This is a genomic window from Bacillus sp. FSL K6-1003 (assembly GCF_037964945.1).
In the GTDB taxonomy this organism is placed as follows: domain Bacteria; phylum Bacillota; class Bacilli; order Bacillales; family Bacillaceae; genus Bacillus; species Bacillus mojavensis.
In genome coordinates, this window is record NZ_CP150176.1 from 989,759 (window position 1) to 1,012,745 (window position 22,987).

Here is a 22,987-nt window from a genome sequence, read left to right on the forward strand (position 1 = left end):
GCACACTATGAGTTTTCACAACCAGCCTATTTTACCGGCTATTCGTAATATGAAGCAATTTGATGAGTTTTTAAACAGTTCGTTTTCATACGGCGTGATACTTGATATTCATCTCGGACAATTAAAGGGTGTGATCAGAGAGGCGCAAAAGCACGGGAAGAAGATGATGGTCCATGTTGATTTAATTCAAGGGATCAAACATGATGAATACGGAGCGGAATTTATCTGCCAGGATATAAAGCCGGCGGGGATCATCTCAACTAGATCAAACGTGATTGCAAAAGCGAAGCAGAAAAAAATTTATGCGATTCAGCGTTTGTTTCTGCTTGATACAAGCGCAATGGAAAAAAGCATGGAGTTTGTCGGCAAGCATAAGCCTGACTTCATTGAAGTGCTGCCGGGCATCGTGCCGTCACTTATTCAGGAAATTAAAGAGAAAACAGGTATCCCTATTTTTGCGGGAGGTTTCATCCGCACAGAACAGGATGTAGAACAGGCCCTGAAAGCTGGTGCCGTTGCTGTCACAACATCTAACACCAAATTGTGGAAAAAATATGAAAACTTTTTGACAGAAAGTGATTGACACCGCTTTCATCCACTGATACAATTGCACTAGGTTAATACAATGTGATGGAGAATCCGGAGACCACAGCAGCTCTTTACGGTAAAGGTTATACACCCGTAAAGCGGTTTGTTGTGGTTTTTTTATTCCCTATCATACTTCTTAATCGCAACCTTAGGAGGAATTATCTATGACAGCATTTTGGGGAGAACTAATCGGTACGATGCTGCTTGTTATTTTTGGCGCAGGTGTTTGTGCAGGAGTTAATTTAAAGAAATCGCTTTCATATCAATCTGGCTGGATTGTTATTGTATTTGGATGGGGATTGGGTGTTGCAATGGCCGCTTATGCGGTCGGCGGCATCAGCGGCGCCCATCTCAATCCCGCGTTAACAATAGCATTTGCTTTTATTGGTGATTTTCCGTGGAAAGAGGTTCCGGTATACATTGCGGCGCAGATGATCGGAGCAATGATCGGTGCGGTGGTTGTTTACCTTCATTACCTGCCGCATTGGAAGTCTACCGATGATCCCGCTGCCAAGCTGGGTGTTTTCTCAACCGGACCCAGCATTCCGCATACGTTTGCAAACGTTTTAAGTGAGGTTATTGGGACATTTGTCCTTGTGCTTGGAATTTTGGCGATTGGGGCAAATGAGTTTACAGAGGGACTTAACCCTTTAATCGTCGGTTTTCTCATTGTTGCTATCGGTATTTCTCTTGGAGGAACTACGGGATATGCAATTAATCCCGCCCGCGACTTAGGTCCGCGGATTGCCCACGCACTTCTGCCGATTCCGGGGAAAGGATCATCAAACTGGAAGTACGCATGGGTTCCTGTTGCCGGCCCGATTTTGGGCGGATCATTCGGCGGTGTATTTTACAACGCCGCGTTTCGGGGGCAGATCACGAGCAGTTTCTGGATTGTAAGCGTTGTATTAGTTGTGGTATTGTTAGGACTCTATGGCTATACGAAAAAACATGCAGCTAAAACACTATCAAATTCAAAATATATTTAGGCAAAGGGGAGACATCTTATGGAAACTTACATTTTATCCTTAGATCAAGGGACAACAAGTTCAAGAGCGATTCTGTTTGATAAAGAAGGCAAGATCGTTCACTCTGCTCAAAAGGAATTTACACAATACTTCCCGCATCCAGGATGGGTTGAGCATAATGCAAATGAAATTTGGGGCTCTGTCCTTGCTGTTATCGCATCAGTCATTTCAGAATCGGGAATCAGCGCCTCTCAAATTGCCGGAATCGGCATTACCAACCAAAGGGAAACAGCGGTTGTTTGGGATAAGGATACAGGAAAGCCTGTGTATAATGCGATCGTTTGGCAGTCACGACAGACGGCTGGAATCTGCGAGGAGCTTCGTGAAAAAGGATATAATGATACCTTCAGAGATAAAACAGGTCTTTTGATAGATCCATATTTTTCTGGCACGAAGGTGAAATGGATTTTAGACAATGTGGAAGGCGCCAGAGAAAAAGCGGAAAAAGGCGAGCTCTTGTTTGGAACGATTGATACATGGCTCATTTGGAAAATGTCAGGCGGAAAAGCGCACGTGACGGATTATTCCAATGCCTCAAGAACGCTGATGTTTAATATTTACGATTTGAAATGGGACGATGAGCTGCTTGAGATTTTAGGCGTGCCGAAATCAATGCTTCCTGAAGTCAAACCGTCCTCTCATGTGTATGCGGAGACAGTTGATTATCACTTCTTCGGAAAAAATATTCCGATTGCGGGAGCGGCAGGCGATCAGCAGTCCGCGCTGTTCGGCCAGGCGTGCTTTGAAGCAGGCATGGGGAAAAACACATACGGTACAGGATGTTTCATGCTGATGAATACAGGGGAAAAAGCAATTAAGTCGGAACACGGGCTGCTGACAACGATCGCCTGGGGCATTGACGGTAAAGTTGAATATGCTTTAGAAGGAAGTATTTTTGTCGCAGGCTCAGCCATCCAATGGCTTAGAGACGGAATGAGAATGTTCCAAGACTCTTCGCTTAGCGAATCATACGCGGAAAAGGTTGATTCAACTGACGGCGTATATGTCGTTCCGGCCTTTGTCGGCTTGGGAACGCCTTACTGGGACAGCGATGTGCGCGGGTCTGTTTTCGGCCTGACAAGAGGCACAACAAAAGAACATTTTATCCGTGCCACGCTGGAGTCATTGGCTTATCAGACGAAAGATGTGCTTGATGCAATGGAAGCGGATTCTAAGATTTCATTGAAAACGCTTCGTGTGGATGGCGGCGTTGTTAAAAATAACTTTTTGATGCAGTTTCAAGGGGATATTTTGGATGTGCCTGTGGAACGACCGGAAATCAATGAAACAACTGCGCTTGGCGCGGCATATTTGGCAGGTATCGCTGTGGGATTCTGGAAGGATCGTTCTGAAATTATCAACCAGTGGAAACTGGATAAGCGTTATGAACCTAAATTGGAAGAAGAAAAACGAAATGAGCTGTATACAGGCTGGCAAAAAGCCGTTAAAGCAGCTATGGCTTTTAAATAAGATAAGAGTATGTTATAATGGTGACAAGTTAATAAGAACGGTCCTGAGATGAGGAGAGACCACAGCACCAAAGTGTGAACATGCACTTTGGCTGTTGTGGTCTCTTTTTCTATTTACCGTGACAACAAGGAGGAAACGTAATAATGAAAAATCAATTTTCAAGTCTTGAGCGGGATCGCATGCTGACAGACATGACGAAAAAAACATATGATCTATTTATTATCGGAGGAGGAATTACAGGAGCAGGTACGGCTCTTGACGCGGCATCAAGGGGAATGAAGGTCGCACTCAGCGAAATGCAGGATTTCGCGGCTGGAACATCAAGCAGATCAACAAAATTGGTTCATGGCGGCTTGCGCTATTTAAAACAATTTGAAGTGAAAATGGTCGCTGAGGTAGGGAAAGAGCGGGCAATTGTCTATGAAAACGGCCCGCACGTCACCACACCGGAATGGATGCTGCTTCCGTTTCATAAAGGCGGCACATTCGGTTCTTTCACAACCTCTATCGGTTTAAGGGTTTATGACTTCTTAGCCGGCGTAAAAAAATCAGAACGCAGAAGTATGCTTTCAGCAAAAGAAACGCTGCAAAAAGAGCCTTTGGTGAAAAAAGACGGCTTAAAAGGCGGCGGCTACTATGTTGAATACCGCACTGACGATGCGAGACTGACAATCGAAGTCATGAAGGAAGCGGTCAAATTCGGGGCAGAGCCTGTGAATTATTCCAAAGTGAAAGAACTCCTTTATGAAAAAGGCAAAGCAGTCGGTGTATTAATTGAAGACGTTTTGACCAAAAAAGAATATAAAGTATATGCGAAAAAAATCGTCAATGCGACAGGCCCTTGGGTAGACCAGCTTAGAGAAAAAGACCATTCTAAAAACGGAAAGCACCTTCAGCATACAAAAGGTATTCACCTTGTATTTGACCAATCTGTCTTCCCTCTGAAACAGGCGGTATATTTCGATACACCGGACGGCCGCATGGTGTTTGCTATTCCTCGTGAAGGCAAAACATACGTCGGCACAACCGATACCGTTTACAAAGAGGCGCTGGAGCACCCGCGCATGACAACTGAGGATCGTGATTACGTCATCAATTCAATTAATTACATGTTCCCGGAACTGAATATTAAAGCGGATGATATCGAATCAAGCTGGGCTGGCCTGCGTCCGCTCATTCATGAAGAAGGAAAGGATCCTTCCGAGATTTCACGCAAAGATGAAATTTGGACGTCAGATTCAGGCTTGATCACTATTGCCGGCGGTAAGCTGACCGGGTACAGAAAAATGGCGGAGCACATTGTCGATCTTGTTCGTGATCGGTTAAAAGAGGAAGGCGAAAAGGACTTCGGCCCATGCAAAACAAAAAACATGCCGATTTCAGGCGGGCATGTCGGAGGATCTAAAAACCTTGCATCCTTTGTGACAGCGAAAACGAAAGAAGGCATTGCGGCCGGCTTATCAGAAAAAGATGCGAAACAGCTGGCTATCAGATACGGCTCCAACGTAGAGCGTGTCTTTAATCGAGTCGAGGCGTTGAAAGACGAGGCGGTGAAGCGAAATATACCGGTTCATATCCTTGCCGAAGCGGAATACAGCATTGAAGAAGAATTGACTGCAACGCCTGCTGACTTCTTTGTCCGCAGAACGGGACGTTTATTTTTTGATATTAATTGGGTAAAAACATATAAAGACGCCGTTATTGATTTTATGAGCGAGCGATTCCAGTGGGATGAGCAGACGCAAAACAAACATACAGAAAACCTCAACAAGCTATTACACGATGCGGTTGTGCCGATCGAGCAATAAAAAAACGGGCTTCTGCAGCCCGTTTTTTCTTTTATGAGCCAGAAAGCGCCGGATCTCAAGATATCAAGTGACAGAGGCGCTCTCTTCATATTAAAATAATGGCATATGGCTGATACATAGGAGGACGAATTATGACTTGGAGAAAGAGCTATGAACGTTGGAAACAGACAGAAAATTTAGATCCTGAATTAAAAAAGCTCCTCACTGAATTAGAGGGAAATGATCAGGCTCTTGAGGACTGCTTCTATAAAAACCTTGAATTCGGAACTGGGGGGATGCGTGGAGAAATTGGCGCCGGTACGAATCGGATGAATATTTACACGGTGCGCAAGGCATCAGCGGGATTCGCGGCATACATCTTGCAGCAGGGTGAGGAAGCAAAAAAACGGGGCGTTGTCATTGCGTATGATTCCCGCCATAAATCACCGGAGTTTGCGATGGAAGCGGCAAAAACACTTGCTACACAAGGCATCCAAACGTACGTGTTTGATGAGCTTCGCCCAACGCCAGAGTTGTCATTCGCTGTCAGACAATTGAACGCTTATGGCGGAATTGTTGTGACGGCGAGCCATAACCCGCCTGAATACAATGGGTACAAAGTGTACGGTGATGACGGCGGCCAGCTTCCTCCGCGGGAAGCAGACATCGTCATTGAGCAGGTAAACGCCATCGAAAATGAGCTGACAATTACAGTTGACGATGAAGAAGCGCTAAAAGAAAAAGGCTTAATCAAGATCATCGGTGAAGAAATTGATAAGGTCTATACTGAAAAACTGACGTCTATTTCGGTTCATCCTGAGTTATCCGGAGAAGTGGATGTGAAAGTGGTTTTCACTCCGCTGCATGGAACCGCAAACAAACCGGTCAGACGCGGACTCGAAGCTCTTGGTTATCAAAATGTCACGGTTGTGAAGGAACAGGAACGGCCAGATCCGGACTTTTCAACTGTAACATCTCCGAACCCGGAAGAGCATGCTGCATTTGAATACGCTATTAAGCTTGGCGAAGAACAAAATGCAGATATTCTTATCGCAACAGATCCAGATGCGGACCGCCTTGGCATTGCGGTGAAAAATGATGAAGGCGAATATACAGTGCTGACAGGAAACCAAACCGGCGCGCTGCTGCTTCATTATTTGCTTTCTGAAAAGAAAAAACAAGGAATCCTGCCTGAGAATGGCGTCGTTCTCAAAACAATCGTAACAAGTGAAATCGGACGCGATGTCGCATCTTCATTCGGACTCGATACGATTGATACACTGACAGGCTTTAAGTTTATCGGTGAAAAGATTAAAGAATACGAAGCCTCAGGCCAGTACACCTTCCAATTCGGCTATGAAGAAAGCTATGGTTATTTAATCGGTGATTTCGCCCGCGACAAGGATGCCATTCAGGCAGCGCTTTTGGCAGTTGAGGTTTGCGCGTTTTATAAGAAACAAGGAACGTCATTATATGTAGCGTTAATGAATATCTTCAAAGAATATGGTTTTTATCGTGAAGGACTGAAATCACTGACATTGAAAGGAAAACAGGGAGCGGAGCAGATTGAAGCGATTCTTGCTTCCTTCAGACAAAATCCGCCGAAAACAATGGCCGGTAAACAGGTTGTAACAGCTGAGGATTACGCTGTAAGCAAACGGATGGTTCTGACGGAAAATAAAGAAGAAGCCATCGACCTGCCAAAATCAAATGTGCTGAAATACTTCCTGGAAGACGGATCTTGGTTCTGCCTCCGTCCTTCTGGTACTGAGCCGAAGGTCAAATTTTATTTCGCTGTAAAAGGAACATCTCTACAAGACAGTGAACAGCGCCTTGCCGCTCTTTCTGACGATGTCATGAAGACAGTTGACGAAATTGTCGAAGCAACAGCAACATAATTCAAAAGAAGCTGGATCATGCAGTGTGATCCAGCTTTTTTCTATTCTCATCCAAAAGTCTGAAAGAAAATCATCCGTCATGCGAAGTAACAATATTCAAAAAACTGGTATAATCTTAGATAATAACCATAGCCGGAGTGAGAGACGTGACCAAACCGAGGATGGAAAAATTAAGAACGCTGAAAACCATTGCGGAGACTTTAAATCAAGGACACGATGTCAAAGCAACGCTGAATGAAGTTTTAAAAGAATTGCTGAGCTTAACGAATCTTCAGTCTGGATGGATCTTTCTCATTGATGAGGACGGTTCCTATACGTTAGCCGCAGACGCATACCTGCCGCCTGCTTTAAGCCGCAGGGAAAAAGTGCTGATGTGTGAAGGGGAGTGCTATTGCCTGACGAAATTCAATAACGGCGGACTTAGAAAAGCAGCCAATATTATGAACTGTAAACGCATAGAATCAGCTGAAGAGCTGCATTGTTTTGACACAGAAGGGATTACCCATCATGCGACCGTTCCCTTAGAAGATGGAGACAGACGGTTTGGTTTATTAAATGTGGCGGCGGCCGGAAAAACACTTTTTGATGAGGAGGAGCTTCATTTGCTGGAGGCCGTTGCTTTTCAGATCGGAACGGCAATACAGCGGATGAGGCTTGCTGAATACAAACAAAAAAACGCTCTTTTAATGGAGCGGAACCGTCTCGCTCAGGAGCTGCATGATTCAGTCAACCAGATGCTGTTTTCCGTCAGTTTAACTGCCAAAGCGGCAAAGACATTAACACAGGACGAGACCCTGCAGCAAATGATTGATTTTATTCAAACTTTATCGCAGGATGCTCTGGCTGAAATGAAGTCCTTAATCTGGCAGCTTCGCCCCGGAGGATTAGAAAAAGGGCTGGCTGAAGCCATTAAAAGCTACGGCACACTGATCGGATTGAATGTCGTCTTTACACAAAACGGATGTCCGGTCCTTCGTGATGAAGAGGAGCATATGCTGTGGCGTGTCGCGCAGGAAGCCCTCAATAATTGCAAAAAGCATGCCGGGACTGATACGGCATATGTCAGAATGGCTTCTTCTTCGTCCTATGCAGAACTGGATATTATCGATCATGGGATAGGGTTTTGTTATGAAGCGCACGCCGGACTGCCTTCACTTGGCATCAAAGGAATGAAAGAACGGGCAGAAAAAGCCGGCGCGGAATTTTCCATTGAATCAGAACTTGGAGCGGGCACGAAGCTGTCCGTCAGGCTTCCGCTTACCAATCAGAAAGGAAGGACAGTGCGATGAGAATTGTCATTGCGGATGATCACCATGTTGTCCGGAAGGGGCTTCGTTTTTTCTTTGCCACCAAGGACGACATTGACGTTGTCGGAGAAGCGGCAACCGGAATTGAGGCCCTCCGTGTCATTGAAGAAACAAAGCCGGATCTCGTGCTGATGGATCTGTCGATGCCGGAAATGGATGGAATAATGGCAACAAAAAAAGCAGTACAGCAATTTCCCGGCGTGCATATCATCATACTGACGAGCTACTCTGACCAGGAGCATGTCATCCCTGCGCTTCAGGCAGGAGCGAAGGCGTATCAGCTGAAGGATACAGAGCCGGAGGAATTGGTGAAAACATTGAGACAGGTCTATTCAGGTGAATACATGCTATCTTCAGCTATTATGCCCCATGTGCTGACACATATGAAAAAACAGAGTGAACCGGAAAAAGAAAAATATTATCAATTAACCCGGCGGGAAAGAGATGTGCTAAATGAAATTGCTTGCGGAAAAAGCAATAAAGAAATCGCGGCATCGTTGTTTATTTCAGAAAAAACAGTAAAAACTCATGTGTCTAATCTTTTAGCAAAGCTTGAGCTGGCGGACCGCACACAAGCAGCGCTATTTGCAGTGAAATACAACCTGAATGGAGAGATCACCAAATGAACATATTAGTCATGAGCGGCTCGCCGAGAAAACATGGCAGGACAAGAGTTGCGGCAGCCTTTATATCATCTCTGTATCACACGGATTTGATTGATTTAAGCGAATTTATATTGCCGTTATTTAACGGTGAAGCCGACCAGGCTGAACTTATGCGGGTACAGGAGCTAAAGCAGCGTGTCAGCGAAGCGGATGCGATTGTATTACTATCTCCTGAATATCACAGCGGAATGAGCGGCACCTTAAAAAATGCACTGGATTTTTTAAGCAACGAACAATTCAAATATAAGCCAGTAGCACTTTTGGCAGCAGCAGGCGGCGGAAAAGGCGGAATCAATGCGCTGAACAATATGAGAACCGTGATGCGGGGCTTATATGCCAATGTCATTCCGAGGCAGCTTGTGCTTGATCCGGTAACGATTGATGTGGAAAATGCATCAGTAACAGAACACATGGCGGTCAGCATAAAAGAGCTGATGGAAGAATTGCACATGTTCGCAAATACAGGAAACCCCGGCGTCTAACCCCGGGGTTTGTTTTATGTGAGAAGCGTTAATTGATCCTCATATGTCAGCTCAGTGGCATGGTCAATATAGCGGAGAAGAGAATACAGCACCTTTTCTAATACAGCATAATCCTGTTCAAAATGGTATGCATGCAAAAAGTGCTCAATTCGTTTTGATAACAAATCATCCTCTGTCCGCACCATTAAAATTAATAAGTTATCCCACTGGGAACGATGGGTGTAATACAGTGCTTTGTCATAATCAGCATAATCCATGTCAACCGCTTCTCCTTTCCTGTGTGAGAAGTTCAGGATTAGTTTATGCCGTATCAGCTGTTATTGACGGTGCAAAACTTGGTGTCTGCGTCAGAACTGGGGTAGCAATATGAGGGAGACATAAAATGAAAATGTCTGAATGAAGAAAGCGGTTTTGGAAAACCTAAGAGGAAAATAATCTGGGTACAGGAGACTGAACACATGAAATCTCTGCCGTATACGATTGCGCTTCTTTTTTGCGGACTAATCCTCGTATCAATGGCTGCAAAAGGGCATTCAGAAAACATGAACGAGTCTGTTCAAAAGTGGGAACAGCTCGCTTGGAGTAAAATTCAAGATGAATATAAAGGGGCTTCTTTTTCCGATTACGCCTATATGGGGCGGACCGAGGTGAATGACCAGCAGACAAAGGATGTTTTTCGGGTGACCGTCAGCCAGAATGACGAAACATTTTCCGTGCGAGCTGAAGTATATTTTCACCCTGTGACAAAACATATGATCAGCATCAATGTGTTTCGTCTTTAATAAAAAACTGTACAGCCGACAAAGGCCATACAGTTTCATTTTTAGAAATAACGCTTTGCACCGAGGTAGCGCTGTTTCCAGTATGAGTTGTTCATATTTGAAATGACAACCCCGGAGTCGTTGGCATTAATGAATTCCCCGTTTCCAAGGTAAATCCCGACGTGAGAAGGACCGGCTTTGTATGTCGAAAAGAAGACAAAGTCTCCGACTGCAGGCTGGCTGACAGATTTCATGGTATTCCAGTAGCCGGCCGCCGTTAATCTGGACACAGATGTGACTTTGTTTAGCGCATAGTAAATGAATCCGCTGCAGTCAAATCCGGCCGGTGTCGTTCCTCCCCAGCGATATGGAACGCCAAGCTGCTCCTTAGCGGCCGCGATCATTTTGTTAATCTTCGCGCTGGTTGAGATGGTGCTGCCTGAAGATCCGGAACTTGAAGAAGGGGATGAAGCTTTGCCTGTAATCGTGAGCTTCTGGCCGATTTGTAAAACATCGGTTTTCAAGTTGTTTTTCTCCCGAATCTGCTGGGCTGTCACATTGAACTTTTGAGCGATCACCCATAAGGAATCACCGCTCTTCACCGTATATGTAGTCGTCGTGGTGCCGGAGCTTGAATTTGACGAAGACGGTGATGTTGATGTGCCGGAAGATGATTTGCCGGTCAGCTTTAGCACTTGTCCAACGTACAGAACGTCTGATTTCAGATTGTTGCTGTTTCGGATTTGCTGTACAGTCAGGTTATATTTGTTTGCGATTTTCCAAAGTGAGTCTCCGCTTTTTACGGTGTACTTCGTTGTTGCTGACGCTGATTGATTCGATTTGGATGAATTGTCTTTGGATGACGAATGAGAACCCGCTGATTTTGTTTTTAACACTTGATTCACATAAATGGTATCTGATTTCAAGTTGTTCAATACCTTCAATTCAGCGATGGACATATTGACTTTGTTTGCGATTTTCCAAAGCGAATCACCGAGCTGCACTTTGTAAGTGCCAGTCTTAGCTGAAGAGCTTGAGCTCGATTTGGAGCTGCTTGAAGTGCCGGAACTTGTATGTGAAGAAACTTTTCCGGATACTTTTAATTTCTGGCCTGCACGAATCATGTCGCTGTTCAATCCGTTTAACTTTTTCAGTTCTTGTACCGACATCTTATACTCATTGGCAATCAGCCATAGTGAATCGCCATTTTTCACTGTGTAAACAGCATTTCCGCTCTTCTTTTTTGACCCTGAAGAAGATGATGAAGTGTCGGATTTGCTGCCTGGAATGGTAAGCGTCTGCCCAATTGACAGGACGGTCGTCGAAAGATGGTTGGCGGATGAAATGGCTGCTACACTTGTGTTATAGGTTTGCGCCAGCTTCCATAAGGAATCTCCGCTTTTGACTTTAATCGTTGCTGCTTCAGCGGGTGTAATCGCTAATGTTGAGCTGACAATCGCGGTTGCTGTCAGCCCTGCTGCTAATTTTTTTTTCATCTTAGCTCTCCTTTTTCCCCCAATGATTTTGAATATGCTGTTTCTTTTTTATATCGGCAGATTCATCTCATCGTTTTGCTTTTTTAAAAAATCAGTCACATTTTCTTAACAGAACGCATGAAAAAAGGCATAAAAAAAGAAGGAATCATCAATTATTCCTTCATTTTCAAAAGCTGCATAATCTCCTCTTTGTTTTTGACAAGGTCTCGCAGCGTGTATCTGTTTAGAACGGCAAGATAGGCCATAAGCGCTTCATTAAGCACGTGTTTTAAGCCGCACACCGGAGAAATAATACAGAGATTTCTATTCGCATCAAAACATTCAACAATATTAAAATCGTCTTCTGTTTTTCTGACGACCTCCCCGATATTAATGTCTTCAGGATCCATGCCTAAACGTATGCCGCCGCCTCGTCCGCGTATCGTTTCCACGTATCCGAGCTGACCGAGCCTATATATGACTTTCATGAGATGATTTTTTGAAATAGAATACGTTTCGGCGATCTGTTTTATATTTGAAAGTTCTCCGGGACGTTCTGCAGCCAGAAAAATCAAAACTCGTAATGAATAATCTGTATAATTTGTTAACTTCATATTAAGACCTCGGAATAAGACATTTTCTATATCTTATCACAATCTATTATAAAATGAAAAAAAAGGAATTTTCCTTTTAATAGAAGCTGAGCACACGCTTTTTTTTAGTGCATGTCATTCGGAGGATTTTGTTTTGAACGGTTTTTCGTAATCAACTTCATCTTTTGAATGTTGCGTTCAATGACACATTCGGCAAACAGGTTAGTGTGCCAGACACGTTTTTGTCAGGCAGAAATGTGACTTATCATCTTTTGTCAGGCGGGCTCATACATTATAGATAAGTCCAAGTAGGGGGGATTCGGTTGAACGCGGAGGAGAAAAAGGGATTACAGCGGGCGATTGAGGAAATTACTGAAGTAGCAAAAGGATTCGGCCTTGATTTCTATCCGATGAGGTATGAAATCTGCCCGGCTGAAATTATTTATACATTCGGCGCATACGGGATGCCGACGAGATTCAGTCACTGGAGCTTCGGGAAACAGTTTCACAAAATGAAACTGCATTACGACCTTGGATTAAGCAAAATTTATGAGCTTGTCATTAACTCAGACCCATGCTACGCCTTTTTGCTGGACAGCAATTCACTGATTCAAAATAAATTGATTGTCGCCCACGTTCTCGCCCACTGTGACTTTTTCAAAAACAACTGCCGCTTCCAAAACACGAAGCGTGACATGGTGGAAAGCATGGCAGCCACGGCGGAGCGGATTAAGCATTATGAACGCATTCATGGAATCCAGGAAGTAGAGGCCTTTTTAGACGCGATTCTTTCAATCCAGGAGCATATCGATCCGTCTTTGGTGCGTCCGAAGCTCCAGTGGAGTGTGGATGATGAGGAAGAAGAGTGTGAGGAAATGTCTACGCCGTACGATGATCTATGGAATTTAGATGAGAAGAAACCGAGAAAACAATTGAAAAAATCAAAAAAACCTTTCCCGCCTCGGCCCGAAAAAGATATTCTGCTTTTTATTGAGGAGCATTCAAGGGAACTTGAGCCGTGGCAGCGTGATATTTTGACGATGATGAGAGAAGAAATGCTTTATTTCTGGCCTCAGCTGGAAACGAAGATAATGAATGAAGGATGGGCTTCATACTGGCATCAAAGAATTATCCGGGAGCTTGATTTAACCTCTGATGAAGCGATAGAGTTCGCCAAGCTGAATGCCGGGGTTGTCCAGCCGTCAAAAACGGGAATCAACCCTTATTATTTGGGACTAAAGATTTTTGAAGATATTGAGGAACGGTATAACAATCCGACTGAGGAAATGAAGAAAATGGGCGTCAAGCCGAACGCGGGCCGGGAAAAAATGTTTGAAGTCAGAGAGATTGAATCAGATATCTCATTCATCCGCAATTATTTAACAAAAGATTTAGTGATGCGCGAGGACCTTTACTTGTTCCAAAAGCAGGGCAGAGACTACAAAATCGTCGATAAAGAGTGGGAGGCTGTGCGCGACCAGCTTGTGAGCATGCGGGTAAACGGTGGGTTTCCGTATTTGACTGTAGACGATGGGGATTATTTGAAAAATAACGAGCTCTTAATTAAGCATTGGTATGAGGGCATAGAACTGGATTTGAAATACTTGGAGAAAGTGCTTCCTTATTTATACCAGCTGTGGGGAAGAAGCGTGCATATCGAATCCGTGCTGGAGGATAAGCAAGTGATGTTTTCGTATGACGGAAAAGGGGTTCACCGCAGGTATTTATAAGAAAAAAGGATGCAGCGATCTGCATCCTTTTTATTTTCCTGTTTTCAAAATCCTAAATATGATTTTTGCCTGGTCGGTATTGTTGATCAGTCCGCTGAATTTCTCTTTTCCGGGGCCGTACGCGTATACCGGCACTTCTTCACCGGTATGATCGGTACTGGTCCAGCCGCTGTTAGAACGGGTGTTGAAAATCTTGATGATGGCTTTGTATGCGCCTTTGCTTTTGTCAGCTTGTGAAGCGGCTTCAACACTTTTGATTTCTTCACGTGTAAAATCCAGATCTGTATAGCGGGCCAGCACATCTTTGACAGGTTTGCCTTCACTGATTTTTTTAGCCATAAATTCAGGTGTTTTTTTCGCGGCCAATATAGGCGCCGCATGCCAATTTTTTTCACCGTTTGCCCCAATGGTAAATCCGCCTGTCGTATGATCAGCAGCTGCTATCACCAGCGTATGTTTATCTTTTTTCGCGAATTCAATGGCAGCTTTATACGCCTGTTCAAAATCTCTTACCTCGCTCATGGCTCCAACAGTATCATTGTCATGAGCGGCCCAGTCAATTTGGCTGCCTTCGACCATCAAGAAAAATCCTTTTTTATTTTGATTCAGCCGGTCAATTGCTGAAACAGTCATATCTTTCAGGGATGGGGTTTTGCTGTCGCGGTCGAGCGCTTTATCAAGCCCTCCGTCTGCAAAAAGCCCGAGCACCTGCTGATCTTTATTTTTCTTCAGCGCTTGTTTTGTTGTCACATAGCTGTAGCCCGCTTGTTTAAATTCTTTCGTTAAATTTCTGTCCTTGCGGGTAAAGTAGGATTTTCCGCCGCCAAGCAAAACGTCAATTTTTTGTTTGCCTTTTATTTTATCATCCATATAGCTGTTGGCGATCTGGTTCATGTTTTTCCGAGATTCATTGTGGGCGCCGTATGCTGCGGGTGTGGCGTGGTTAATTTCAGAAGTTGCGACAAGCCCTGTTGACTTGCCTTGCTGTTTGGCTTCTTCAAGTATTGATTTTACTTTTTTTCCGTTTTTATCGACGCCAATTGCATTGTTATATGTCTTAACGCCTGTCGCTAATGCTGTTCCGGCTGCTGCTGAATCTGTAATATTATAGTCAGGGTCATCCGGATGCGTCATCATCATACCTGTCAGGTTCCGGTCAAATTCAGTTAACGTCGGGTTGTTGGGTGTTTCACCGTTATTTTTCAAGGAACGGTAGGCATTTATGTATGATGCTCCCATGCCGTCACCAATCATCACAATGACATTTCTGATCTCATCTTTGTTTTGTTTTTTGGCGCTTGCTTTTTCGGTCTGCTGCAGCTCTGCACCGGCGAATATACCGGCTGTAAGCACGGAAACAGCTGCGACTGGCAGCAATTTTGATTTCATTTTTTGAAACAGGCTCATTTTCTTGCAGGCCTCCTTTAATTTGTTCTGCTTATTACGATAGGGAATGTTTGTAAAGTGCGGCAGTTGATCCTGTAAATATTCAGTAAAGGATTGTGATGAATATAAAATGGCTGTTCCGTTATCTTGCCTTTCTTTTATCAAAGCATTCATTTTTCCAGAAAAATCTTTACCACATGTTTGATGCGTGATATGGTTGTTTAAATAAAAAAACTGCGAATAAACGCAGTTTTTATCGAATGCTATCAGTCTCTCATTCTTCCGCTATGTTCTAAATACCTAAATCCCCTTCAATTATTTCCTAATTGTTGATAAAGCGCCCAAATAACATGACAAAAGCACTCGTTTTTTGTCACCTTTGAAACGAAAATGAAATATTTAATACCCTTAAAAACTTTTTTTGAAAACGAATAATTAAGAAATTTGTCACGTGAAGTCAAGACTATTTCTATTGGGAATACAACCTTATAATAGAAAACAAGATGATTAATTAAAAAAAGAGATAAACATAGATATACATATTTAGGGAGGAAAACATGAAAAAGCAAATCATTACAGCTACAACAGCGGTTGTTTTAGGATCGACTTTATTTGCAGGAGCGGCATCTGCACAAAGCGTCAAGGTAAAAAAAGGCGACACGTTATGGGATCTCTCAAGAAAATACGGCACGACAATAAGTAAAATTAAATCAGAAAACAAGCTTCATTCCGATATCATTTACGCAGGACAGACTTTATCCATTAACGGTAAATCGACAGCATCAAGTTCAAAAAGCAGTTCATCTTCTTCTACATACAAAGTAGTGAGCGGCGACAGCCTTTGGAAAATTTCTAAAAAATACGGCATGACGATCAATGAACTGAAAAAACTGAACGGCTTAAAATCAGATCTTCTCCGTATCGGACAAGTTCTGAAAGTGAAGGGCTCAAGCAGTTCAAGCAGTTCAAGCAGTTCAAGCTCATCAAACGTGTCTACGTCTGCAACTTCTACATACAAAGTAGTGAGCGGCGACAGTCTATCTAAAATCGCGAAAAAATACGGTACAACGGTTAGCAAATTAAAGAGTCTCAATGGCTTAAAATCAGATTTAATCTATGTCGGACAAGTATTGAAGGTGAAAGGAACAGGTTCAAAAACTGTAACTTCATCTAAGCCTTCATCTAGCTCAAGCAGCAAAGTATCATCTACATCACTTAACGTAAGCAAACTGGTCTCTGATGCAAAAGCGCTAACTGGAACGCCGTACAAATGGGGCGGAACAACAACTTCCGGTTTTGACTGCAGCGGATTCATTTGGTACGTATTAAACAAACAAACAAGTGTGGCAAGAACGAGCACTGCGGGATATTGGAGCTCCATGAAGAGCATTGCCAGCCCGTCTGTCGGTGATTTCGTATTCTTTACAACATATAAATCCGGCCCTTCTCACATGGGGATTTACGTTGGAAACAACAGTTTCGTTCATGCAGGATCTGACGGCGTACAAATCAGCAGCCTGAACAACAGCTACTGGAAGCCTCGCTACCTCGGTGCGAAAAGATTCTAATTTTACAAAGTAACCCGTTCATAGAACGGGTTTTTTTCATTAGACGGAGCATCTTTGTTTTGGTTACATCTAAAAATGAAAATGTGATAAAAAGTCCAAAAACTTTTTTTCCTTCTTATTTTCATAAAGGGCGATCGCATAAGCACCGGCATAGGGCAGCTGCACAGAATGGTAAGGGATTCTGATCATCTGTTTCTCCTCTAATTCGCGCTTTACTGTAGATAAGGGGAGGAATGAAACGCCAAGTCCTTCTTTTATAAACCGTTTCGTTATATGGGTTTGTGTGACTTTCATTGTCCTCACAAATGGAAGGGTCACTCTGACTTGACGGAGTAAGTCGTCCCAGTAGTCAGGATGATTGTGGGTCAAAAGCAGGTACTGCTCAAGCACCTCTTTGGCATCAATTTCTTCGTCTGCTGTGAAGCGCCGATCAGGAGGCGCAACGAGGACGACTGGGTCCTTATATAAACAGTGGCATGTTAAAGAAGAAGACTGGACTTTTAAACAGCTCAGTCCGATATCCGCCTCGCCAGATTTAATCAGAGACGAGATTTCTGCCGATTCAAAAATCTTCACTGCAATTTCTGTTTCAGTATTCATTGATGTGTATCGTTTCATAACAGATGGAAGCACAGTATCGGCAATAAGCGGCGAAACCGCGAGCTGTAAGGTTTGAGAGTAGCCTTGTCTTACTCTGTGGAGCTCTGCCATGCTGTTTTCATAGTCATCAAGCAGCCTCAGTGCAAACGGCAAATAAGCCCTGCCTTCATCGGTTAACTGAATCTGTCTGCCTTTTCGCTCGAACAGCTTGCAGCTGATTTCTTTTTCTAATTGCTTGATATGTACAGTTACAGTGGGCTGAGATAAAAAAAGCGTTTCCGCTGTTTTTCTGAAGTTTTCATATTTCGCAGCGGTCACAAAGGTGTGAAGCCATTTGAAATCCATTTCCATTCTCCCTCTGATTAATATTTTTAATTAATTCCCTTTAAAATATTCAATATTTTTTAAATATTATATTTACTATAATAACAGAAAAGGATAGGGGGAATACAAATGGTACATTACGGATTAAAGGGAATTACATGTGTGGACACATCAATCAGCCATATTGACGGCGAAAAAGGGCGTCTTATCTACAGAGGGCATCATGCAAAAGACATCGCGCTGCAACACAGCTTTGAAGAAGCCGCTTACTTGATTTTATTTGGAAAACTGCCGGCATCAGATGAATTACGGATATTTGAAGAAAAGCTGATCGCGGAGCGAAACCTGCCTGACCGCATCGAAAATTTGATTCAGTCGCTGCCTAATAACATGGACGACATGTCGGTGCTGAGAACGGTTGTTTCAGCATTAGGGGAAAATACGTACACGTTTTATCCAAAAATAGAAGAAGCGATTCGGCTGATTGCCATCACGCCGTCTATTATCGCTTACAGAAAACGCTGGGTGCGCGGCGAGCAAGCCATTGAGCCATCTTCCCAGTACGGACATGTTGAAAACTATTATTATATGCTCACAGGTGAACAGCCTTCAGAAGCAAAAAAGAAAGCGCTTGAAACATATATGATTCTGGCCATGGAGCATGGCATGAACGCATCAACTTTTTCGGCACGGGTTACTTTGTCTACAGAGAGTGATTTGGTATCGGCCATTACCGCGGCGCTTGGCACGATGAAAGGCCCGCTTCATGGAGGGGCTCCTTCTGCTGTAACAAAAATGCTTGAAGACATTGGAGAAAAAGCGAATGCTGCAGCGTATTTGACAGCAAAGCTTGAAAAAGGAGAACGCCTGATGGGATTTGGGCACCGCGTGTATAAGACGAAAGATCCGCGGGCAGAAGCTTTGAGACAGAAAGCTGAAGAGGTTGCAGGCGATGACCGTGATTTGGATCTGGCGCTGCATGTGGAGGCAGAAGCGATCCGTTTGCTGGACATCTACAAACCGGGCCGCAAGCTGTACACAAACGTTGAATTTTATGCAGCTGCTGTCATGAAGGCGATTGATTTTGATGATGACTTGTTTACACCGACGTTTTCAGCAAGCCGAATGGTAGGCTGGTGCGCACATGTGCTGGAGCAAGCAGAAAACAACGTGATTTTCCGTCCGTCAGCTAAATATACAGGGGCTATTCCTGAAGAAGTACTTTCATAACATATTTTGCAGTTTATTCGCTTCTGTGATGTGGTAAACATTCAATATCATCATGTCTAGGAGTGATCAATATGAACCCAATGGACAGACAAACAGAAGGACAAGATCCGCAGCGGCAGGACCGACAGCCGGGGATTGAATCTGAAATGAATCCTTTTCCTTTAACAGAAGACCATGATTATAAAGGAAGCGGAAAACTGAAAGGAAAAGTCGCGATCATTACAGGAGGCGACAGCGGAATCGGGAGAGCGGCAGCAATTGCGTATGCAAAAGAAGGGGCAGACGTCTCCATTCTTTATCTGGACGAACATTCTGACGCAGAGGAAACGCGAAAACAAGTTGAACAGGAAAACGTCCGCTGCCTGTTGATTCCTGGGGATATCGGAGATGAGAAGCATTGTGAACAGGCTGTACAGCAAACCGTAGACCATTTTGGAAAGCTGGATATTTTGGTTAACAACGCTGCTGAACAGCACCCGCAGGACAGTATTCTTGATATTTCAACAGAACAGCTTGAAAAGACCTTCCGCACGAACATTTTTGCCATGTTTCATATGACAAAGAAAGCGTTGCCTCACTTGAAAGAAGGGAGCGCAATCATTAATACGACATCGATTACCGCTTATGAAGGAGATACCGCATTAATTGATTATTCCAGTACAAAGGGTGCAATTGTCTCCTTTACACGATCAATGAGCAAATCTCTTGTGGATAAAGGCATCAGAGTAAATGCGGTGGCGCCCGGTCCGATTTGGACACCGCTGATCCCGGCGACATTCCCGGAAGAAAAAGTGAAACAGCATGGACTTGATACGCCGATGGGCAGACCGGGACAGCCGATAGAGCATGCAGGTGTATACGTTTTGCTTGCATCTGATGATTCTTCCTATATGACGGGACAGACGATTCACGTGAATGGCGGCCGTTTTATTTCAACATAATGTACAAAAAACCAGCAGAATGGCTGGTTTTTTTGTGCATGAAAATAGGCCAGTGCAGAAATTTGTCGAATTTTTTAAAAATTTAGTTTTCATTTTTAGATTTTTATATATAATATTGAGTAGGAGAAAGGAATGATTCATCACCAGTACAAATATAGTAGAAAAAAAGAAAAACGGTCATTGTTGCTCATGAATTCAGAAAATTCAAATAAAATATAAAGAAATCATCAGCTAGGAGTTGAAGGGGAATGAAAGGAAGCGTATTTAGGAAGAAAAGTATTCAGGATTTAATCGCTGCAACAAAAGGTGAAAAATCTTTAAAAAGAGAATTAGGGGCATTTGACTTAACACTGCTTGGGATTGGGGCCATTATAGGTACTGGGATATTTGTACTGACGGGGACAGGGGCAGTTACTGCCGGACCCGGACTGACCGTTTCATTTGTTGTCGCAGCGCTGGCTTGTTTATTCGCTGCATTGTCTTACGCTGAATTTGCTTCAAGTGTGCCTGTCTCAGGTTCGGTGTATACATTTACTTATGCTACAATGGGAGAACTTTTGGCCTTCATTATCGGGTGGGATTTAATTTTAGAGTATATGCTGGCGGTAAGTGCCGTTTCAGTCGGGTGGTCTGGGTATTTTCAATCATTTTTGTCCGGGCTTGGCATTCATCTTCCGGTGGCCTTAACGGCTGCTCCGGGGGCCGTAAAAGGAACCTTTACCATTTTTAATCTGCCTGCGTTTGTCATTGTTCTTGCTATTACGTATTTGCTTTATTTAGGCATCAGAGAATCTAAAAGAGTCAACAACATTATGGTAATTTTAAAAGTGCTGGTCGTTCTCTTATTTATTGCAGTGGCAGCTGTTTACGTGAAGCCGGATAACTGGCAGCCGTTTATGCCAATGGGCTTTGGCGGCGTATTCAGTGCAGCAGCACTCGTTTTCTTTGCTTTTATCGGATTTGACGCTGTATCCTCTGCCGCGGAAGAGACGAAAAACCCTGGGAAGGATCTGCCGAAAGGAATTATTTTCTCATTATTGGTTTGTACCATTTTATATGTTACTGTATCAGCCATCATGACAGGCGTTGTTCCATTTGCCCAGTTTGAAGGCATCGATCATCCGGTTTCTCTCGTTCTTCAAAGCGCGGGGCAAAACTGGGTGGCAGGCATTATCGATATCGGTGCGGTTTTGGGAATGACAACGGTTATGCTTGTGATGCTTTATGGACAGACACGTGTCATGTTTGCTATGTCTCGTGACGGCCTGGTTCCGGGATCGCTTTCTAAGGTTCATCCGAAGCATAAAACTCCTTATGTTGCGACTTGGTTTTTCGGCATAATGTCGGCGCTCCTCGGTTCACTTGTTCCGCTTGATGAGCTTGCCAAGTTGGTAAACATCGGAACGCTTTCAGCGTTTGTACTGATTTCTGTCGCGGTTATTGTATTAAGAAAGAAACAGCCTGATCTTCCGAGAGCCTTTAAATGTCCGGGGGTTCCGGTTATCCCGGGCTTAGCAATTCTATTCTGCCTGTTCTTAATTTTAAATCTCGGCTGGGTGACGATTGTCCGCTTCCTTGTATGGCTGTTAATTGGCATGGCGATCTATTTCTTATATTCAAGAAAGCATTCAAAATTAAATCAATAACTCTCAAAGAAGAGAGCGGCTTACACTGGCCGCTCTCTTTTCTATTCTCATCAAATGAATTTATAGAAATCAGCATGAAAATAAGAGATAATATAGGCTGGAAAGGAAGTGACATCATTGTCTGAGCAAAAACCAGTCCAATGGGCTTCAAAAATCGGTTTCGTCATGGCTGCCGCTGGATCAGCCATCGGCTTAGGCGCGATTTGGAAGTTCCCTTATGTAGCGGGGACGAATGGAGGAGGCGCCTTTTTCCTTATTTTTGTGCTATTTACCATTCTCTTGGGCTATCCGCTTTTAGTGGGAGAATTTATCTTTGGAAGACGGAACCAAACGAATGCCATTGATGCATATAAAAAAGAAGCGCCGCGAACAGCTTGGTTTCTCACAGGATGGGTCGGTGTAGCGGCTTGTTTCTTAGTTTTATCGTTTTACAGTGTTATCGGAGGATGGATTTTACTATATATAGTGAAAACAGCATCGGGTTCACTGTCCGGTCTCACCCAGGAGCAGTACGGTGCACTTTTTGGCTCTGTTATTCAAAACCCTGTGCAGACGCTCGCGGCTCAGCTTATCTTTATGGTACTGACTGTGCTGGTTGTCGCCAGAGGGGTTCAAAAAGGGATTGAACGCGTAAGCGCGGTGATGATGCCGATTTTGTTTATATTGTTTGTCCTGCTTGTTCTTCGGTCGCTCACGCTGGATCATGCGATGGAAGGCGTGAAATTTTTGCTTGTGCCCCATTTCGGCGATTTGACCCCGGAGTCTGTTTTGTTTGCGCTGGGACAGGCTTTCTTTACGTTAACACTGGGGGTTTCGGTCATGGTGACCTACAGCTCCTATCTGCCGAAAACGCAAAATATCCCGCGTTCTGCAGCGTCCATTGTCGTTATGAATATCATTGTGACACTTTTGGCAGGTTTGGCTATTTTTCCTGCCGTTTTCTCCTTCGGATTGGAGCCGAATGAAGGTCCGACTTTGCTGTTTACAGTGCTTCCGGCCGTTTTTGAACAGCTTCCGTTCGGTATCCTGTTTTTCATCGGCTTTCTAGTCGCATTTTTATTTGCCGCACTGACCTCTGCCTTTTCGATGGTGGAAATGATTGTAGCCATTATCGGCAAAGGGGACGAAACGAAGAGGAAAAAGCTGTCATGGACAAGCGGGTTTTTGATCTTCTTAGTCGGTATCCCATCTTGCTTATCCTATGGCGTGCTGAGCGATGTGCGCATATTTGATAAGACGTTTTTTGACGTTGTCGATTTTACCGTCAGCAATGTTTTGCTGCCGTTAGGCGCCCTGTTAATTTCTATTTTCATTCCGCTGAAAATATCGAAACAGGACCTATGGGCAGAGATGAGACAAGGATCACATCCCGGAAAAGCATTCTTTTATATATGGTTTTATTTGCTCCGTTTCGTTGTGCCGCTGGCTATTATTATCGTGTTCTTAAATTTAATTGGGATTATATCCTTTTAGAAAAACAGGCTCCGCTGGGGCCTGTTTTTTTGTTT

The 22,987-nt window shown here is 43.8% G+C and carries 20 protein-coding genes; 15 read left to right on the forward strand and 5 right to left on the reverse strand.

Features of this window, described 5'->3' with window-relative positions; genetic code table 11:
* The first annotated feature begins 7 nt into the window (after positions 1-7).
* From glpP to NSU16_RS05080, 8 genes are all read left to right on the forward strand, one after another.
* Positions 8-583, forward strand: coding sequence for a glycerol uptake operon antiterminator GlpP (gene glpP / locus NSU16_RS05045; protein WP_029441192.1), 576 nt, complete (start codon positions 8-10; stop codon positions 581-583).
* Between the two features lie 169 nt (positions 584-752).
* Positions 753-1,577: an MIP/aquaporin family protein gene (locus NSU16_RS05050; protein WP_010333528.1), complete on the forward strand. Its 825-nt coding sequence runs from the start codon at positions 753-755 to the stop codon at positions 1,575-1,577.
* A gap of 18 nt (positions 1,578-1,595) precedes the next feature.
* Positions 1,596-3,086, forward strand: coding sequence for a glycerol kinase GlpK (glpK, locus tag NSU16_RS05055; RefSeq protein ID WP_010333529.1), 1,491 nt, complete (start codon positions 1,596-1,598; stop codon positions 3,084-3,086).
* 140 nt (positions 3,087-3,226) lie between these two features.
* Entirely contained in the window at positions 3,227-4,894 is a 1,668-nt protein-coding gene (gene glpD / locus NSU16_RS05060; RefSeq protein WP_029441193.1) for a glycerol-3-phosphate dehydrogenase, read from the forward strand.
* Between the two features lie 131 nt (positions 4,895-5,025).
* Positions 5,026-6,771, forward strand: coding sequence for a phospho-sugar mutase (locus tag NSU16_RS05065; protein ID WP_339192235.1), 1,746 nt, complete (start codon positions 5,026-5,028; stop codon positions 6,769-6,771).
* Positions 6,772-6,917: 146 nt separating this feature from the next.
* On the forward strand, positions 6,918-8,060 hold the full coding sequence (locus NSU16_RS05070; RefSeq protein ID WP_339192236.1) for a GAF domain-containing sensor histidine kinase: 1,143 nt from the start codon (positions 6,918-6,920) through the stop codon (positions 8,058-8,060).
* Positions 8,057-8,704, forward strand: a complete 648-nt coding sequence (locus NSU16_RS05075; protein WP_010333532.1) for a response regulator transcription factor — start codon at positions 8,057-8,059, stop codon at positions 8,702-8,704. The genes NSU16_RS05070 and NSU16_RS05075 overlap by 4 nt, the downstream gene beginning before the upstream one ends.
* A complete protein-coding gene (locus NSU16_RS05080) occupies positions 8,701-9,225 on the forward strand; it encodes an NADPH-dependent FMN reductase (protein ID WP_268446611.1) in 525 nt (174 codons plus the stop codon). Before NSU16_RS05075 ends, NSU16_RS05080 begins: the two co-directional genes overlap by 4 nt.
* Before the next feature lie 14 nt (positions 9,226-9,239).
* Here the strand turns inward: NSU16_RS05080 and NSU16_RS05085 are convergent, their stop codons facing one another.
* On the reverse strand, positions 9,240-9,482 hold the full coding sequence (locus tag NSU16_RS05085) for a YhdB family protein (RefSeq protein ID WP_010333534.1): 243 nt from the start codon (positions 9,480-9,482) through the stop codon (positions 9,240-9,242).
* Positions 9,483-9,683: 201 nt separating this feature from the next.
* On the opposite strand from NSU16_RS05085, the gene NSU16_RS05090 reads away from it, so the two are divergent.
* Positions 9,684-10,007: a YqzG/YhdC family protein gene (locus tag NSU16_RS05090; RefSeq protein ID WP_229147617.1), complete on the forward strand. Its 324-nt coding sequence runs from the start codon at positions 9,684-9,686 to the stop codon at positions 10,005-10,007.
* A gap of 41 nt (positions 10,008-10,048) precedes the next feature.
* Here NSU16_RS05090 and NSU16_RS05095 read toward each other — a convergent pair whose 3' ends face one another.
* Together NSU16_RS05095 and nsrR are read right to left on the reverse strand one after the other, a co-directional pair.
* Positions 10,049-11,482 carry a LysM peptidoglycan-binding domain-containing protein gene (locus NSU16_RS05095; RefSeq protein ID WP_339192237.1) on the reverse strand — a complete coding sequence of 478 codons (1,434 nt, stop codon included), beginning with the start codon at positions 11,480-11,482 and terminating at the stop codon, positions 10,049-10,051.
* Positions 11,483-11,634: 152 nt separating this feature from the next.
* Positions 11,635-12,075: a nitric oxide-sensing transcriptional repressor NsrR gene (nsrR, locus tag NSU16_RS05100; protein WP_229147619.1), complete on the reverse strand. Its 441-nt coding sequence runs from the start codon at positions 12,073-12,075 to the stop codon at positions 11,635-11,637.
* Positions 12,076-12,377: 302 nt separating this feature from the next.
* Here nsrR and spoVR point away from each other — a divergent pair, with 302 nt between their 5' ends.
* Positions 12,378-13,784, forward strand: a complete 1,407-nt coding sequence (spoVR, locus tag NSU16_RS05105; protein WP_268504775.1) for a stage V sporulation protein SpoVR — start codon at positions 12,378-12,380, stop codon at positions 13,782-13,784.
* A 30-nt stretch (positions 13,785-13,814) separates the two neighbouring features.
* Here spoVR and NSU16_RS05110 read toward each other — a convergent pair whose 3' ends face one another.
* The gene (locus NSU16_RS05110; RefSeq protein WP_339192648.1) at positions 13,815-15,191 is read right to left on the reverse strand and encodes an alkaline phosphatase; all 1,377 of its coding nucleotides are present in this window, start codon (positions 15,189-15,191) and stop codon (positions 13,815-13,817) included.
* A gap of 536 nt (positions 15,192-15,727) precedes the next feature.
* On the opposite strand from NSU16_RS05110, the gene NSU16_RS05115 reads away from it, so the two are divergent.
* Positions 15,728-16,738 (forward strand): peptidoglycan endopeptidase, encoded by a 1,011-nt coding sequence (locus NSU16_RS05115; protein ID WP_268504777.1) that lies wholly within the window; start codon positions 15,728-15,730, stop codon positions 16,736-16,738.
* 69 nt (positions 16,739-16,807) lie between these two features.
* Here NSU16_RS05115 and citR read toward each other — a convergent pair whose 3' ends face one another.
* Positions 16,808-17,683, reverse strand: coding sequence for a transcriptional regulator CitR (citR, locus tag NSU16_RS05120; RefSeq protein ID WP_168747296.1), 876 nt, complete (start codon positions 17,681-17,683; stop codon positions 16,808-16,810).
* Positions 17,684-17,791: 108 nt separating this feature from the next.
* On the opposite strand from citR, the gene citA reads away from it, so the two are divergent.
* From citA to NSU16_RS05140, 4 genes are all read left to right on the forward strand, one after another.
* A complete protein-coding gene (gene citA, locus NSU16_RS05125) occupies positions 17,792-18,892 on the forward strand; it encodes a citrate synthase CitA (RefSeq protein ID WP_168747297.1) in 1,101 nt (366 codons plus the stop codon).
* A 71-nt stretch (positions 18,893-18,963) separates the two neighbouring features.
* On the forward strand, positions 18,964-19,833 hold the full coding sequence (locus tag NSU16_RS05130; RefSeq protein WP_339192238.1) for an SDR family oxidoreductase: 870 nt from the start codon (positions 18,964-18,966) through the stop codon (positions 19,831-19,833).
* A 248-nt stretch (positions 19,834-20,081) separates the two neighbouring features.
* Entirely contained in the window at positions 20,082-21,479 is a 1,398-nt protein-coding gene (bcaP, locus tag NSU16_RS05135) for a branched-chain amino acid transporter BcaP (protein ID WP_168747299.1), read from the forward strand.
* A 117-nt stretch (positions 21,480-21,596) separates the two neighbouring features.
* The gene (locus NSU16_RS05140) at positions 21,597-22,952 is read left to right on the forward strand and encodes a sodium-dependent transporter (RefSeq protein ID WP_010333544.1); all 1,356 of its coding nucleotides are present in this window, start codon (positions 21,597-21,599) and stop codon (positions 22,950-22,952) included.
* The last annotated feature ends 35 nt before the right edge of the window (positions 22,953-22,987 follow it).